This window comes from Paraburkholderia sp. BL25I1N1 (assembly GCF_003002025.1).
In the GTDB taxonomy this organism is placed as follows: Bacteria; Pseudomonadota; Gammaproteobacteria; order Burkholderiales; family Burkholderiaceae; genus Paraburkholderia.
In genome coordinates, this window is record NZ_PVZB01000024.1 from 34,945 (window position 1) to 48,904 (window position 13,960).

Below are 13,960 nucleotides of genomic sequence, written 5' to 3' on the forward strand. Positions count from 1 at the left end.
CTTGAGCCCAATACGCCACGTTGGCATCGGCGGAAGCACTCGTTCATTGCTGGCCGCCTCAGTGAAGGTTGACGGCCCCACTAAAAAAAACTTGAGGGACTTATGCAATGACGGACCTGACGCTTTCCACGCCGGGCATATTGCAATGCGGCTGAAAGCCCCTTGCAGCCTTATCCGGCAGATGCACTGCAGGTATTGAAAAGACGGCGTATTCTCGTTTTCTCTTGTGACAAACCTTGGAGACATCATGCAAAACCGCAGGATTGGGCGTTCGGAATTACAGGTCGCGCCGCTTATGTTCGGCGGCAATGTTTTCGGCTGGACCGCCGATGAAGCCACCTCGTTTTCGATTCTGGATGCGTTTGTCGACGCCGGTCTCGACTTTATCGATACCGCGGATGTCTATTCCGCATGGGTGCCCGGCAACCAGGGCGGCGAATCGGAAACGATCATCGGCAAGTGGTTCCGTCGGAGCGGCAAGCGCGACAAGATCGTGATCGCCACCAAGGTTTCGAAGCATCCGCAGCGCAAGGGGCTGTCGGCGGCCAACATTCAGGCGGCCGTTGAGGATTCGCTGCGGCGCTTGCAGACCGACTACATCGACGTCTACTTTTCTCACGACGACGACACCGAAACGCCGCTCGCCGAAACACTGGGCACTTATCAGAAGCTGATCGAGGCGGGCAAGGTGCGGGTGATTGGCGCGTCGAACTACAGCGGCGCGCGGGTCGAGGAAGCGCTGGCCGTATCCCGGCAGCACGGCCTGCCCGAATACCAGGTGCTGCAACCGGAGTACAACCTGTATGATCGCGCCGAATTTGAGCGCGACATCGAACCGGTGGCGCTCGCCAACCAGCTCGGCGTGGTGGTGTACTACAGTCTGGCGAGCGGCTTCCTGTCCGGGAAGTACCGTTCGCAGGCGGATCTGGCCAATAAGGCGCGCGGCAGCCGGGTCGAAAAGTATCTGAATGATCGCGGTTTGCGAATTCTCGACGCGCTGGATCGGGTTGCCGACGCGCATGGCAGTACGCCTCCGACCGTCGCTCTGGCCTGGTTGATCGCGCGACCCAGTGTTACGGCCCCGATTGCCAGCGCTACTTCTGTCGAGCAACTCAAAAGCCTAGTGGCGGCCGTGCATCTGATGCTCACGGGCGCCGATATCCGTGAACTGGACGAAGCGAGCGCCTGAGCATGCAATAGGCGACCTGGCGCAATCCCTAAACCCCTGGTAGGATGGAGAGTTTCCTGATATCATCGGGAGTGAATTGAGATCTTTGCCTGTTTCGTCAAAGCTTTTTTATTGATGAAAGGTTGGCGAAACAGCAGCAGACGCGGCTTTTGCATTATGTCTGTCCGCGTTCCGCGGTGAACTCCCCACCTCTCTTTTCCGGCCTCCGTGGCCGCTTTGCCTCCGTTTCATTCGTGGTTTGGCCGGGTTCTGCCCGCGTTTGCCTGTTACTGGCCATGAACTGAAACGACCGGCGGGCCGGCGCGTGAGCGGTATGCCGCCACGCAATTTACCCCTATCAAGTGATTGAGTTAGGAATTAAATGACGACGATTCTTCTGAAAGAAAACGAGCCGTTCGAAGTGGCGATTCGCCGCTTTCGTCGCGCAATCGAAAAGAATGGCCTGATCGCTGAACTGCGTGAGCGTCAATCGTACGAAAAGCCGACCACGGCACGTAAGCGCAAGAAGGCTGCTGCTGTGAAGCGCCTGCACAAGCGTCTGCGCAGCCAGATGCTGCCGAAAAAGCTGCACTAAGCACGCGTTTTCCGCACGGCCGAACGGCGGTGTGAGCTTCGAAAGAAGCCACATCGCCGTTTTGCTTTTGGAGCGCCAAATGGAGCGCTCAGTCTGGAATGGACGAATGCGGCCTCGGTGACTCCGGAGCGCCGGTTAGTGGAACCGTTGCCGGTGCGCCGCGACACCGCAGCGTGGCGCCGCCGCGGCATCCAAGCGGGTTTTTTTCTGCCTACGCCGCGCTTTTCAGCCGGTCAGCGGACAAGCCAAACTGACGGGCGATAGAGGCCAGGCGCTCCAGCCATTCCCAAGTGCCGAAAACGTCGTGCACGTTTTGCAGGCAACTAAGCAGGTCGACGGTGGCCGCGTCGTACACGTTGATGCGCGAGCGCAGCAGCGCCTTCTTCAGTGCGGACACGCCGACGTCCATATATGCCGGCATCTCCGCAGGCGTTTTGCCGATGAAGCGCACCGGAATGCCTTCCATCGCGGTCATGTAGTCGCGCGGTTTGATGAAGCTGCCGACCGGGCAGCCGCCACAGTAGCCGCGGTAAGCACCGCCGCCTCGCGGCAGTAGCGCGGCGCGCTTCTGGCCCAACAAATGATCCACGGCCTGGTCGAAAATCTCCTGATGCGTCAGGAAGCTAAGAGTTTTCATGGTTGGTCTCCCACGCGTTACGCAGCGGTTATTCGTTGTTCGAGCGCATGACTTGCAGTATCGAGCGTGCTCGATTCGGCGAACGCCGGACTAGCGTGGCAAAAAGGCGCCAATTCCCGGTTTGGCTCGTATTCCGCGATGCACTCCACGCCGCAGGTTTCGCCGACTGCCGCAGCCGCAACTCATAACCGTATAACGACCGACATGCCCGGGAAGCGCAGCAGGGCTTTACCGGATGGGCGCATCGCGCCGAACCCGGCGTCGTGAGGCGTCGTGTTCGCGTCCTCCAGGCCTTGCGCCGCGAGGTGCTTGCCGGGCGCGCGCCATGGCGCCTGGGAGTTTCCCTGAGCCGCCGTCCTTTGTTAGAACAGCGGCACTAAGCGTGGGCGAATGCCGGGCCGCCTCAGCCCGCTTTACGATTACGTCCTTTCTTGCCAAGCGCCGCGCATCGCGCGCGACACATGCAACTCGCCTCGTGGTCGTTCACCATGCCGACTGCTTGCATGAACGCGTAACAGATCGTCGAGCCGACGAACTTGCAGCCGTAGCGCTTCAGCCCCTTGCTCAGCGCGTCCGAAATGTCGGTCGACGCAGGTGCCTGCTTGTAAGAAGTCCAATCGTTCTGGATAGGCGTTTGGTCGACGAACGACCACACGAAGTTGGCAAGCGAGCCGTGTTCGCTCTGAATCTGCTGGACGGCACGCGCATTGGTAATGGCTGCTTCGATCTTGCCGCGGTGGCGCACGATACTTTCGTCTACCACCAGCGCATCCACGTGCTTCGGCGTAAACCGCGCGACCTTGGCGATGTCGAAGTCCGCAAACGCGCGGCGATAGCCGGCCCGTTTGTTGAGAATCGTCGACCACGACAAGCCGGCCTGAGCGCCTTCCAGCACGAGCATCTCGAACAGATGCTGGTCGTCGCGCGAGGGGACGCCCCATTCGGCGTCGTGATACTGTGCGAGCGCTTCGCTCGATACCCAGTTGCATCGCTGTGTCACTGTCGCGCTCCTGCGTTGTGATGTCGCCCGCCAGCATAGCCGAAGCCGAGCGCACTGCAAGCTGGCCATTCGGCCGATTGCCGGATTGAAACTGACCTGCCACGCTATGCGTTATTCATCCCCGGAACTCACTCGTTTCCATGAACACAGACTTCTTTCTGATCGGCATTGACGGCGGCGGCAGCGGCACCCGGGTCGTGCTGGGCGACGCGCAAGGCCGCGAGTTGGCGCAGGCGGCAAGCGGGCCGTCGGGCTTGGGGCTCGGCGTCGAACGTGCGTGGCAGGCTATCGCGGCCGGCTGCGGCGAAGCATTTGCGAGCGCCGGCAAGGCGCTGGACTGGTCGCGCTGCGTGCTCGGCTGCGGATTGGCAGGCGTCAACAATCGCGACTGGCTGGCGGCGTTTCGCGCACAAGCGCCCGCGCTGGCGGGACTCGCCGTGGAAAGCGACGCCTACACCACCTTGCTGGGCGCACACGGCGGCGCGCGCGGCGTGATCGTCGCGCTCGGCACCGGCAGCGTGGCGGCCGTGCTGGACGGCGAGGGCGAATGCCGCCAGGTCAGCGGCTATGGCTTTCCATCGGGCGACGAAGCAAGCGGCGCGTGGCTTGGACTGCGGGCCATCGTGCATGCCCAGCATGCGCTGGACGGCCGCGGTCCCATCGACGAATTTGCGCGGGCCCTGGTCGCGCACATCGGCGCGCACACCGGCGCGCACGACCGCGACAGCCTCGTCGTCTGGCTCTGCGAAGCCAACCAGACGGCTTACGCGAGGCTCGCGCCGATTGTCATTGCCCACCGCGCGCATCCGTTCGCGGCGCGCTTGCTCGGCGAGGCCGGCATCGAGGTGGGCAAGATGATTGCCGCGCTGGACCCGTCGGCGAGCCTGCCGGTCGCATTGTGCGGCGGCCTCGGCGCGCCGCTGCGCGAGTACGTGCCGCAGATCTATCAAGCGCGTTTACGCGAACCGCTGGCCGACTCGGCGCACGGTGGATTGCAGTTAGCGCGACGTGAAGCAGCCCGCATTGGCGGCTGAAAACGGTGAACCGCGGCGCACGTGAGTCGTGCGCTTGCGGCTGAGAATCGTCGCGCACGGCGAACGCGTTCCGTCGAATGCGGCTGGCAACGGTAAAATACGCAGCTTCGACGCTGCCCGGCTGCCCAAACTATGTACAAAGTCATCACCACGGATCTCGACGGCACGCTGCTCAACGCGGATCACCAGGTGGACCCGTTCACGATCGCCACTGTGCGCAAGCTTGAAAGCGACGGGTTGCAGTTCGTGATTGCAACGGGCCGCCACTATTGCGACGTCGCCGGCATCCGCGACGTGCTGGGCATCAATCCGTATCTGATTACGTCCAATGGCGCGCGCATCCACGCGCCGGACAACACGGTGATTCACGCCGACGACCTGCCTCCGGCTATCGTGCAACGACTGGTACAGCCGGAAGTCGCCGGCGCGCATGGCCGCGTGATCGTCAACCTGTTCGCCGATCAGGCGTGGCTGATCGACCGCGACGCGCCGGATCTGCTGAAGTTTCACCAGGACTCGGGCTTCACCTACGAGGTGACCGACCTGCCGAAACACGACGGTGTCGACATCGCGAAGGCCCTCTACATCGGCGATCCCGCTGATCTTGCGCAGGTCGCGGCCAATCTCGCCCGCGAATTCGGCGATGCCTTATACGTGACCTATTCGCTGCCGGACTGTCTGGAAGTGATGACGGCGAACGTCTCGAAAGGCCGCGCGCTGCGCATCGTGCTCGAACGCCTTGGCGTGGACACCTCGCAATGCGTCGCTTTCGGCGACAACATGAACGATATCGATCTGCTGGAAACGGCCGGCCATCCCTTCATGATGAACAACGCCAATCCCGACCTCATCACGCGTTTGCCGAACGTGCCGCGCATCGGCAACAACTTCGAAGCGGGCGTCGCTCACCATCTGCGCAAGCTTTTCTCGCTCGACGACGAACTGATGTCCTGAGCGGAAATGGAAGCGGCCCGCATCCAGTTTCATGAATGCAGGCCGCGTCTTTCGAATGGGCGCACCGGTTGGTTGAGGCTGCGAGTCACGGCGTTGCGCGACCAAAGGTCCATCAAAGTCGGCAAACTGTCTCACCGGCCGACGGCAGGCGCAGCCGGAAGATTACCCGTGCCATCCGCCGCGGCGGTTGTCATGGTCGCCCCGGTTATCGTGGCCCCAGCCGCGATCATTGTGGTGCCAGTCGCGATCATATCGATGGTCGCCACGGTAGTAGTCGCCGCGATCGTAGCGGTGGTCCCACCCACCGTTGCCGTAGTAGACGGGCTGCGGCGCGACATAGACCGGAGCCGGGCGGGTATAAACCGGTGCGCCGAGCGACAGGCCGATGTTCAGATCCGTATGCGCTTGCGCGACACCGCATGCGCCCGCCGCGAGTCCTGCAGCAACCAGCAAGTGAGTGACGATGCGTTTCATGTTTGTTCTCCTGTGAGGCGACGTATGTTTGTCGCACAGGATCAATCTACGCATTCCGGTCGATGGGTACTGCGACGAGATGTTACGGACTGCAAGCATCGTCGCAGGATTTGAAAGGTGTGAGGAGCCCTGCATAGGTACACGGCGCGCCCAGTGCCACTCTGTCAAAGCCCCGTCAGCTAAGGATTCGCGGCTCCTCGAACCGCGCCGGATCGCGCCCGTCGCCTCGCTGTACTCAAATCAAATGGCCGCTTGCGTAATTGCGGCTTACATCTGTATTACCCGATTAATCTGCCGCACTCGAAGAAGCCGCCGACGCAGCCGCCGCCGACGTCCCTTGCAACTGCGCGCAAGGGCAATCGGTCGCGCGCCCGTCCAGCCCCTGTCGATCGTGTTTGAAGCTGGCGCGCGCGGTGCCGTTACCCCAGTCGAGGCGAACAATATAAATACTGTCGAAGTCGTCGCTCTTCCAGTTCGGGACATCGGCGGCATTGCCGCCATGCGCGGTCATCATCTGGCGCAATAGCTTCACGATTAGCTTGTGTTCCCACGCGACGACGATGAGCTTGTTGCGATTGGCTGGGTTGACGAGCGCGGTGCCGAGCTGGTCGATTTGAGCGAAACCATAGGGCGTTTGCACCGGCATCTGGAACTGGATGGCGGTCGGCTCGATCGTCGCAAGCGGCCGGATGTAGTAATAGGGCTTGCCGCTGTCGTCTTTCTGCTGGCCGGGATCGGGTGCGTAGATCGCATCCGGTTTGCCGAACTTGGCCGCGATCACGGCCGGCAAGGCCAGCGCGCGGTTGAGTCCCTGGCAGTTCAGCTGCCCATAGCCTTGGGCGGGTTTCTCGCCGTGCCGCACGAACACGAGCGTTTCCGTCTGGCCGCCGGCCGCATGCGCCGTGGGTAGCGCCAGCACACCCGAGCACAAGCCGCCAATGGCAAGCGCGACGCCATGCAGGAATCCGTGGAAACGCTTCATAGGGAGCACCTGTGCGAGCTTGGGAAGTCGCACGATTCTAGCAGCGGGCGCGAGTGCGTCATCGCGGCGATATCGAGACCTCGGCGCCATCGGCCGCAAAACAAAGCGGGCGCCGAGGCGCCCGCTTTATTGCCGAAATGACTGCGCGCGAATTAGTCGAGCGCCAGCTTCTGCGAATTGCCGCTGCGGCTTTCAGCGATGACCGGGTACAACACGCCCGCGATCACTGCGCCGAGGATCGGCGCAACCCAGAACAGCCACAATTGATCCATCGCCGCACCGCCGACGAACAGCGCCGGCCCCGTGGAACGTGCCGGATTGACCGACGTGTTGGTGACCGGAATCGAGATCAGGTGAATCAGCGTGAGGCACAGGCCGATGGCGATCGGCGCGAAGCCAGCCGGCGCGCGCTTGTCGGTCGAGCCGAGAATGACGAACAGGAAGAAGCCAGTCATCACCACTTCGCAAATGAATGCCGCGGTGAGCGAGTAGTGGCCCGGCGAGCGTTCGCCATAGCCGTTGCTGGCAAAGCCGCTGGCAACGAGGTCGAAGCCGGGTTTGCCCGACGCGATGAGCGACAGCACCAGCGCACCCAGCACCGCGCCGATCAACTGGGCGACGATGTACGGCAGCAGATCGCGCGCCGGAAAGCGGCCCGCGACGGTCAGGCCGACGCTCACCGCCGGATTCAGATGGCAGCCGGAGATGTGGCCGATCGCGTAAGCCATAGTCAGGACGGTCAGGCCGAACGCGAGCGACACGCCCACGAAGCCGATGCCCAGACCGTGAACCGGGCCGGCGAAATTGGCGGCGAGGACAGCGCTGCCGCAGCCCCCGAGCACGAGCCAGAAAGTGCCGAACAACTCGGCAGCGAGGCGCTTTGACAACTGCATGATTGGTAATCCTAAAAAGATGGGGCCTTCCGCTAGCACGCGCGACTAAATCCGTCTGCATGCCTTGAGCGGGCAATTCTAGGGAAAGGCCGCCAAATCAGGTGTCAAGAATTGTCAATGTGGCGTCGCCTTTACCTTTTTATTGCGAGATAAAGATGGCGTTTTACAATTGGCCGGTCTTAATAATTATCAGAGGATATCTTGCTAAATCGGTATTCTTGTCCATTGCGAATTTTTATAATTGCAGTTAGTCTGCGAGCCAATGAGTTCTAGAAAAAGGGAGAACCGGAATGTCTCAATATGCAGACCTCAAGGCGCAGATCGCTAAATTGCAGGCACAGGCAGAAGAAGCGCGGCGCACTGAAATCGACAATGTGGTCGCCGACATCCGCCAAAAGATCGCTGAATACGGTCTGACGGCTCAAGACCTCGGCTTTGCGGTCGCCGCCAAGCGTGGCCGCCCGCCCAAGAAGGCGCCGTTGCCGGCGAAATACCAGGATCCGAAGTCGGGCAATACGTGGAGCGGGCGTGGCAAACCGCCCAAGTGGATCGTCGGTAAGAATCGCGAGCGTTTTCTGATTGGCGCGGCTTAAGCCGATCGCCGGTCGGGGCGAAAGCCAACTGAAGGTTTATTGGCACTCGGCCTTTATTCGTTGAGTGCTAATCTGCGATGGAAGCGCATCCATACCCGTATTAAAAAGCCGCCCTCGAGGGGCGGCTTTTTTGGACAAAGAAGCGGGATAATCTGGGTTTGCCGATCGCGCAAACGATTCACACGACAAATCGGCCGGTTATCGGCCGACAAATCGGAAACGCCGTAAGCGGCGACTTTCAACATTCAAGCGGCTGAGCGAGAACTGCCCAACCGCTTGATCGTGGCGTTTAGCCCACCGCGACTTGACGCAATACCGGGCGGCGCGTGGCGTCGATCAGTGCCGAATAGCCATCCACGTAATTCTGGGCCATCGTCTTCGAACTGAAGCGGCGTTCGAACTGGGCGCGGATTTCGGTGCGCGACAGTTCGTCCAGGCGTTGCAGCGCCGCGACCGCGCCTTGCACGTCCTCGACGATGTAACCCGTCACGCCGTGGTCGATCACTTCGGGCACCGAACCGCGGTTGAACGCGATCACCGGCGTGCCGCACGCCATCGACTCGATCATCACGAGGCCGAACGGTTCCGACCAGTCGATCGGGAACAGCAGCGCCTTGGCGCCGGACAGGAATTCGGGCTTCTGCGCTTCGTTAATCTCGCCGACGAATTCCACATGCGCCAGCGACAGCAACGGCTCGATTTCGCGCTTGAAGTATTCCTGGTCGGCCTTGTCCACCTTGGCGGCGATCTTGAGCGGCAAACCGCTTTGTGCAGCGATCTTGATAGCCGTATCGACGCGCTTCTCCGGACAAATACGGCCGAGGAACGCCAGGTACTCCGGCTTTTTGTGGGTTTGCGGCGTGAGCAGTTGCTCCGGCAGACCGTGGTAAATCGTGTTGAGCCAGTTCGCTTGCGGCAGCGGCGCGCGCTGCGAATCCGAAATAGAAACCACCGGTACGTTGGAAAACGCATCGAACACCGGCTGCAGTTCCGGCAAGTCGAGGCGACCATGCAGCGTCGTCACGAACGGCGTGTCCATTGTCGTGAAGAGCGGGAACGGCATGTAGTCGAGGTGGAAGTGAAGCACGTCGAACTCATGCGCGACCTTGCGGACCTTCTCCATCATCAGGACGTGCGGAGCGAGCGCATCGCGGATCGTCGGGTCCAGACGCAGCGCACGAGGCCAGCAGGCGTCGAGGTTCGCCGAGGTGACCGAGTCGCCGCTCGCAAACAGCGTGACGTCGTGGCCGAGATCGACCAGCGCTTCAGTCAGATACGACACGACGCGTTCGGTGCCACCGTAAAGTTTCGGCGGAACAGCTTCATACAACGGCGCAATTTGTGCGATTCGCATTCGTTTTCTCCTAATCAGAACGGCATCGCACAGCGGCGCTCGAGTAGAGCGAGGAGCGAATGCCTGACGGACGGTTGGGCGCGGTAAGCCGCCGCCCGGGGTGTTCCGAACCTGCATCGGGTAATCCCTTAGCTTCATTATCGGGATCGGCCGCGCTAATTCGAGCTATTTTTCAAACGCTTAATGTTGTTACAGCGCGAAACATGGCGCGTTACAGGTCGTCCGGCCGCGCAGTTCCCTGATTAGCAAGCGCCGCCGGATGATTATTCAAACGCCAAAAGGCCACCAGCAAGGCGTGGGCCTGAAACGTGGAACGCGGCGCCTACACGGTGCGCATTGCAGGGAAGTGAAAACGTCTTATAATTCTCGCTCACCGCTGTAACGGTGCGGGCCACGAGTCGATCAAACTCACCGTTTGGTTCACATCAGAGAAGGCAGCGTGTTTAGGGCGCATGGAAATGTTCGCATCGCCCGCCTTTGCTCCTTCCCATACCGCTCCCCGACTTGTCTTTGTAGGAAAAATTCCTACACGAATGACGGATTTATCCGTCAACAAGGCTGGGTGTCTGTCCGATTTTCGTCCGCTCCCCCTTTCGACACAATGCTCGCAAGACCAGAAACGAGCCGATTCGTGCGGTTTAAGTGCGCGCGTCCGAGCAAACGTTTCCGTAACGGCCTGACCAGCCAGATACACCCCGGGGGAATCATGAGCGCGACAAGCGAAATGCTCAATGAGATCAGAGAAGTCAACCTGTCTTATCTCCTGCTCGCCCAGCGATTGCTGCGCGAAGACAAGCCAATGGGCATGTTTCGCATGGGGATTTCGGACCAGTTAGCCGATGTGCTCGCCAATCTGTCGTTGGCGCAGACCGTCAAGCTGGCGGCGTCCAATCAGGTGTTGTGCCGTTTCCGTTTCGACGACCATGCCGTGCTGTCCGCTCTGGCGGACAAGGGCAAATCCAGCGCCGTGGCCCAGGCGCATTCCGCGATCCTGATGGCAAGCCAACCAGTCGAGCACCTCGGCTGATGGCACGTTGTAATTCAAACAAAGCGATCAGGACGGGGGAAACGCAAACGGATGGCCTATAAAAGTGTTGTGCTCGAAGTCAGGGAGATCACCCTGGCGATCGAACTGATCGAGCTCGGCGCGCGTTTGCAATTGCTGGAAGCGGAAACCAGCCTGTCGCGCGACCGGCTCATCAAGCTCTACAAAGAACTGAAAGGGGTCTCGCCGCCCAAGGGCATGCTGCCGTTTTCGACCGACTGGTTCATGACCTGGCAGCCGAACTTTCACTCCTCGCTGTTCTACAACATCTACCGGTTCATGGCCGGCCATGGCGGCTGCCTGACGATCCAGTCGATCGTGAAGAGCTACCGGCTCTACCTGGAACACGTCCAGTTGCACGACGACGAGCCTGTGCTCAGCCTCACGCGCGCCTGGACTCTGGTGCGCTTTTTCAGTTCCGGAATGCTGCAAATGACAGCCTGCTGCCGCTGCGGCGGGCATTTTGTCGCGCATGCGCACGATCCGCAGCATGCGTTTGTCTGCGGCCTGTGCCAGCCGCCCTCGCGCGCCGGTAAGACAAAGAAATTCGCCGACGCCCGGGTTCGCGAGAGCCTCGCCGCTCTCGAAGCCTGACCCACCGGGCGGCCGCCGCCGTGCGAGCCGCCTTCCATCTCCCGTGTGGCGGGCCTTCCAGGCCGTCCGCGAGACGCCCGGTCCAGCCGGACCGGCGCATCCGCCTCTGGTTTACACCGGAGCGACGAGCCGCTTTTCCGCCAAAGTTTTCCGCTTCGTTGCCGTAAACCAGATTAACGACGGTCACCGTCGCTTCTTTGTGAGGGCTCGGCAGTGCTGATTTTCGTGGGAACACTCGTGACGCTTTTGTCCGTTTTCGGCGGTTACGCGCTGGAAGGCGGCCATCTCGGCGCGCTGCTGCAGCCCGTTGAAGTGCTGATGATCGTCGGCGCCGGTGTCGGCGCATTCATTCTGGGTAACGGAATGAAGACGATCAAGGCCACGCTGCGCGTCATTCCAACCCTGTTCAAGGGCGCGAAGTACAACAAGGACGTCTATATGGAGCTGATGGCGCTCCTCTACGTCCTGCTGGCCAAGGCGCGCAAGGAAGGCACGCTGACGCTGGAAGCGGACATCGACGATCCGTCGAAGAGTCCGATCTTCACCCAGTATCCGAAGATTCTCGCGGACCATCACATCATCGAATTCCTGACCGACTACCTGCGCTTGATGGTGGGCGGCAACATGAATGCGTTCGAGATCGAAAGCCTGATGGACGAGGAGATCGAGACGCATCACCAGGAAGGCGAAGCGCCCGCTCACGCGCTGAACAAGGTCGGCGACGCCATGCCGGCGTTCGGTATCGTGGCCGCGGTGATGGGCGTGGTGCACACCATGGCCTCCGCCGACAAGCCGCCCGCGGTGCTCGGCGAGATGATCGCCCAGGCGCTGGTCGGCACCTTCCTCGGGATTCTGCTTTCGTACGGGCTGATCGGGCCGCTCGCAAGCGTCGCCGAACAGCGCGTGACCGAGTCGACCAAGATGTTCCAGTGCATCAAGGTGACGATTCTGGCCAGCCTGAACGGTTACGCGCCGGCGATTGCCGTCGAGTTCGGCCGCAAGGTGCTCTTCTCGACCGAACGCCCGTCGTTCGCCGAGCTGGAAGAGCACGTGCGCCGCGTCAAGGCCAAATAAAGGGCGCCGGGAACCGAACCGATGAGCAAGGACAAAGACCGCGCCATTGTCGTCAAGCGCTCCGCCCCGAAGAAAGCCGGCCACCACGGCGGCGCGTGGAAGCTCGCGTATGCGGACTTCATGACCGCGATGATGGCGTTCTTCCTGCTGATGTGGCTGCTGAGTTCGGCGTCCACGGTGCAGCTGAGAGGCATTGCCGATTACTTCAACCAGCCGTTGAAGATCACGCTGTGGGGCGGCGACCGCAGCGCCGAGGACTCGAGCATCCTGAAGGGCGGCGGCCGCGATATCTCGACCGACGCGCAAGGCGTGACGCGTACCAGCGAAGGCTCGAACAACCGCGCCGAGCATAGCGTGGCGCACGGCAGCGAAGAGTCGGTGAAGCAGTTGCAGGGCGAACTGGAGCGTCGCGAGCAGGTTCGCCTGCACGATCTGCAGGTCAAGCTGATGGCCGCGATCGAAGCGAATCCGGTGCTGCGCCAGTTCAAGCAGCAGATCCGTATCGACTCGACGCTGACCGGCTTGCGCATCGAGATTGTCGACTCGCAGAAGCGGCCCATGTTCGCGACCGCGAAAGATCAGGTCGAGCCGTATATGCGCGACATCCTGCGCGAAATCGGCCACACGCTGAACGACGTGCCGAACCGCATCATCGTGCAAGGCCACACCGACGCCGCGCAGTACGCCGGCGGCGAGAAGGGCTACAGCAACTGGGAATTGTCCGCGGACCGCGCCAATGCGTCGCGCCGCGAGCTGATCGGCGGCGGCATGGACGAAGCGAAGGTGATGCGCGTGCTCGGCCTCGCGTCGACGCAGAACCTGAACAAGGCGGACCCGATGGATCCGGAGAACCGCCGCATCAGCATCATCGTGCTGAACAGGAAGTCGGAGGAGGCGCTGAATCATGACGACTCCACCACGACCACCTTGTCGGACGACGCAGCCGGCTCCAAGCCGTTGCTGCAAAAGCTTGCGCAGCCGGTAACGGTTGCACCGAAGTTGCCGGCGGCAGTGCCGTCGGCCCAGTAACAGACAGCGGTTGCCCTGCCGCTTCACGCGCCCTGCCGGCGCGGACGGCGGGACGAACCATAGCGTACGTGCAGCGAGGTTTTCATGATCAGGCACATCCTGGCAATCGACGATTCGGCATCGATGCGGCAGATTCTCGCCGCCACGCTGACGACGGCAGGCTACGAGGTGACGCTCGCGGCGGACGGCAACGAAGGGCTCGAAAACGCGCTCGCCAAGTCGTTCGACCTCGTGCTCACCGATCAGTACATGCCAGGCAAGACCGGCCTCGATCTGATCGCCGCGCTGCGCAACAACCCGGCTTACCAGGCCACGCCCATCCTCGTCCTCACGACGGAATCGGGCGAGCCGTTCAAGGAAGCGGCACGGGCCGCGGGCGCGACCGGCTGGATCGAAAAGCCGCTCGACCCGGACCTGCTGACCGAACTGGTGGCGGCGCTAGCCGAGCCAGACCACGCGTAAGCGCCACACATAGACCCAGTTATAGAAGCTCTCGACGCGGCGGCACGGCAGCCCAAGCCAAGACAGGAACTC

General features: G+C 61.5%; 16 protein-coding genes. 10 read left to right on the plus strand and 6 right to left on the minus strand.

Annotated elements, in window-relative coordinates; all coding sequences use genetic code 11:
- Positions 1-247 precede the first annotated feature (247 nt).
- A complete protein-coding gene (locus B0G73_RS29865; RefSeq protein WP_106284768.1) occupies positions 248-1,189 on the plus strand; it encodes an aldo/keto reductase in 942 nt (313 codons plus the stop codon).
- A gap of 361 nt (positions 1,190-1,550) precedes the next feature.
- Entirely contained in the window at positions 1,551-1,763 is a 213-nt protein-coding gene (rpsU, locus tag B0G73_RS29870; RefSeq protein WP_006050883.1) for a 30S ribosomal protein S21, read from the plus strand.
- A 211-nt stretch (positions 1,764-1,974) separates the two neighbouring features.
- Here the strand turns inward: rpsU and B0G73_RS29875 are convergent, their stop codons facing one another.
- Together B0G73_RS29875 and B0G73_RS29880 are read right to left on the minus strand one after the other, a co-directional pair.
- Positions 1,975-2,400 (minus strand): hypothetical protein, encoded by a 426-nt coding sequence (locus B0G73_RS29875; protein ID WP_106284769.1) that lies wholly within the window; start codon positions 2,398-2,400, stop codon positions 1,975-1,977.
- 403 nt (positions 2,401-2,803) lie between these two features.
- Positions 2,804-3,400: a DNA-3-methyladenine glycosylase I gene (locus B0G73_RS29880; RefSeq protein WP_166679058.1), complete on the minus strand. Its 597-nt coding sequence runs from the start codon at positions 3,398-3,400 to the stop codon at positions 2,804-2,806.
- Positions 3,401-3,540: 140 nt separating this feature from the next.
- On the opposite strand from B0G73_RS29880, the gene B0G73_RS29885 reads away from it, so the two are divergent.
- Positions 3,541-4,434 carry a BadF/BadG/BcrA/BcrD ATPase family protein gene (locus B0G73_RS29885; protein WP_106284771.1) on the plus strand — a complete coding sequence of 298 codons (894 nt, stop codon included), beginning with the start codon at positions 3,541-3,543 and terminating at the stop codon, positions 4,432-4,434.
- A 132-nt stretch (positions 4,435-4,566) separates the two neighbouring features.
- Positions 4,567-5,388 carry a Cof-type HAD-IIB family hydrolase gene (locus B0G73_RS29890; RefSeq protein ID WP_106284772.1) on the plus strand — a complete coding sequence of 274 codons (822 nt, stop codon included), beginning with the start codon at positions 4,567-4,569 and terminating at the stop codon, positions 5,386-5,388.
- 162 nt (positions 5,389-5,550) lie between these two features.
- On the opposite strand, the gene B0G73_RS29895 is transcribed toward B0G73_RS29890, so the two are convergent.
- From B0G73_RS29895 to aqpZ, 3 genes are all read right to left on the minus strand, one after another.
- Positions 5,551-5,862 (minus strand): PXPV repeat protein, encoded by a 312-nt coding sequence (locus B0G73_RS29895; RefSeq protein ID WP_106284773.1) that lies wholly within the window; start codon positions 5,860-5,862, stop codon positions 5,551-5,553.
- 286 nt (positions 5,863-6,148) lie between these two features.
- Positions 6,149-6,844 (minus strand): histidine phosphatase family protein, encoded by a 696-nt coding sequence (locus tag B0G73_RS29900; RefSeq protein WP_106284774.1) that lies wholly within the window; start codon positions 6,842-6,844, stop codon positions 6,149-6,151.
- A 152-nt stretch (positions 6,845-6,996) separates the two neighbouring features.
- On the minus strand, positions 6,997-7,737 hold the full coding sequence (aqpZ, locus tag B0G73_RS29905; RefSeq protein WP_106284775.1) for an aquaporin Z: 741 nt from the start codon (positions 7,735-7,737) through the stop codon (positions 6,997-6,999).
- Positions 7,738-8,027: 290 nt separating this feature from the next.
- Between aqpZ and B0G73_RS29910 the strand changes: the two genes are divergently transcribed.
- A complete protein-coding gene (locus tag B0G73_RS29910) occupies positions 8,028-8,330 on the plus strand; it encodes an H-NS family nucleoid-associated regulatory protein (RefSeq protein ID WP_007179981.1) in 303 nt (100 codons plus the stop codon).
- Between the two features lie 289 nt (positions 8,331-8,619).
- Here B0G73_RS29910 and B0G73_RS29915 read toward each other — a convergent pair whose 3' ends face one another.
- Complete coding sequence (locus tag B0G73_RS29915) at positions 8,620-9,684, minus strand: glycosyltransferase family 4 protein (protein WP_106284776.1); 1,065 nt, start codon at positions 9,682-9,684, stop codon at positions 8,620-8,622.
- A gap of 706 nt (positions 9,685-10,390) precedes the next feature.
- Here B0G73_RS29915 and flhD point away from each other — a divergent pair.
- The 5 genes from flhD (at position 10,391) to B0G73_RS29940 (ending at position 13,888) form a co-directional block, all read left to right on the plus strand.
- A complete protein-coding gene (gene flhD / locus B0G73_RS29920) occupies positions 10,391-10,711 on the plus strand; it encodes a flagellar transcriptional regulator FlhD (protein WP_168795559.1) in 321 nt (106 codons plus the stop codon).
- A 51-nt stretch (positions 10,712-10,762) separates the two neighbouring features.
- Positions 10,763-11,323 carry a flagellar transcriptional regulator FlhC gene (gene flhC / locus B0G73_RS29925; RefSeq protein ID WP_106284778.1) on the plus strand — a complete coding sequence of 187 codons (561 nt, stop codon included), beginning with the start codon at positions 10,763-10,765 and terminating at the stop codon, positions 11,321-11,323.
- 213 nt (positions 11,324-11,536) lie between these two features.
- Positions 11,537-12,397, plus strand: coding sequence for a flagellar motor stator protein MotA (motA, locus tag B0G73_RS29930; RefSeq protein WP_006050895.1), 861 nt, complete (start codon positions 11,537-11,539; stop codon positions 12,395-12,397).
- A 21-nt stretch (positions 12,398-12,418) separates the two neighbouring features.
- Positions 12,419-13,426, plus strand: a complete 1,008-nt coding sequence (gene motB, locus B0G73_RS29935; RefSeq protein WP_106284779.1) for a flagellar motor protein MotB — start codon at positions 12,419-12,421, stop codon at positions 13,424-13,426.
- Positions 13,427-13,510: 84 nt separating this feature from the next.
- Complete coding sequence (locus B0G73_RS29940) at positions 13,511-13,888, plus strand: response regulator (protein ID WP_106284780.1); 378 nt, start codon at positions 13,511-13,513, stop codon at positions 13,886-13,888.
- The last annotated feature ends 72 nt before the right edge of the window (positions 13,889-13,960 follow it).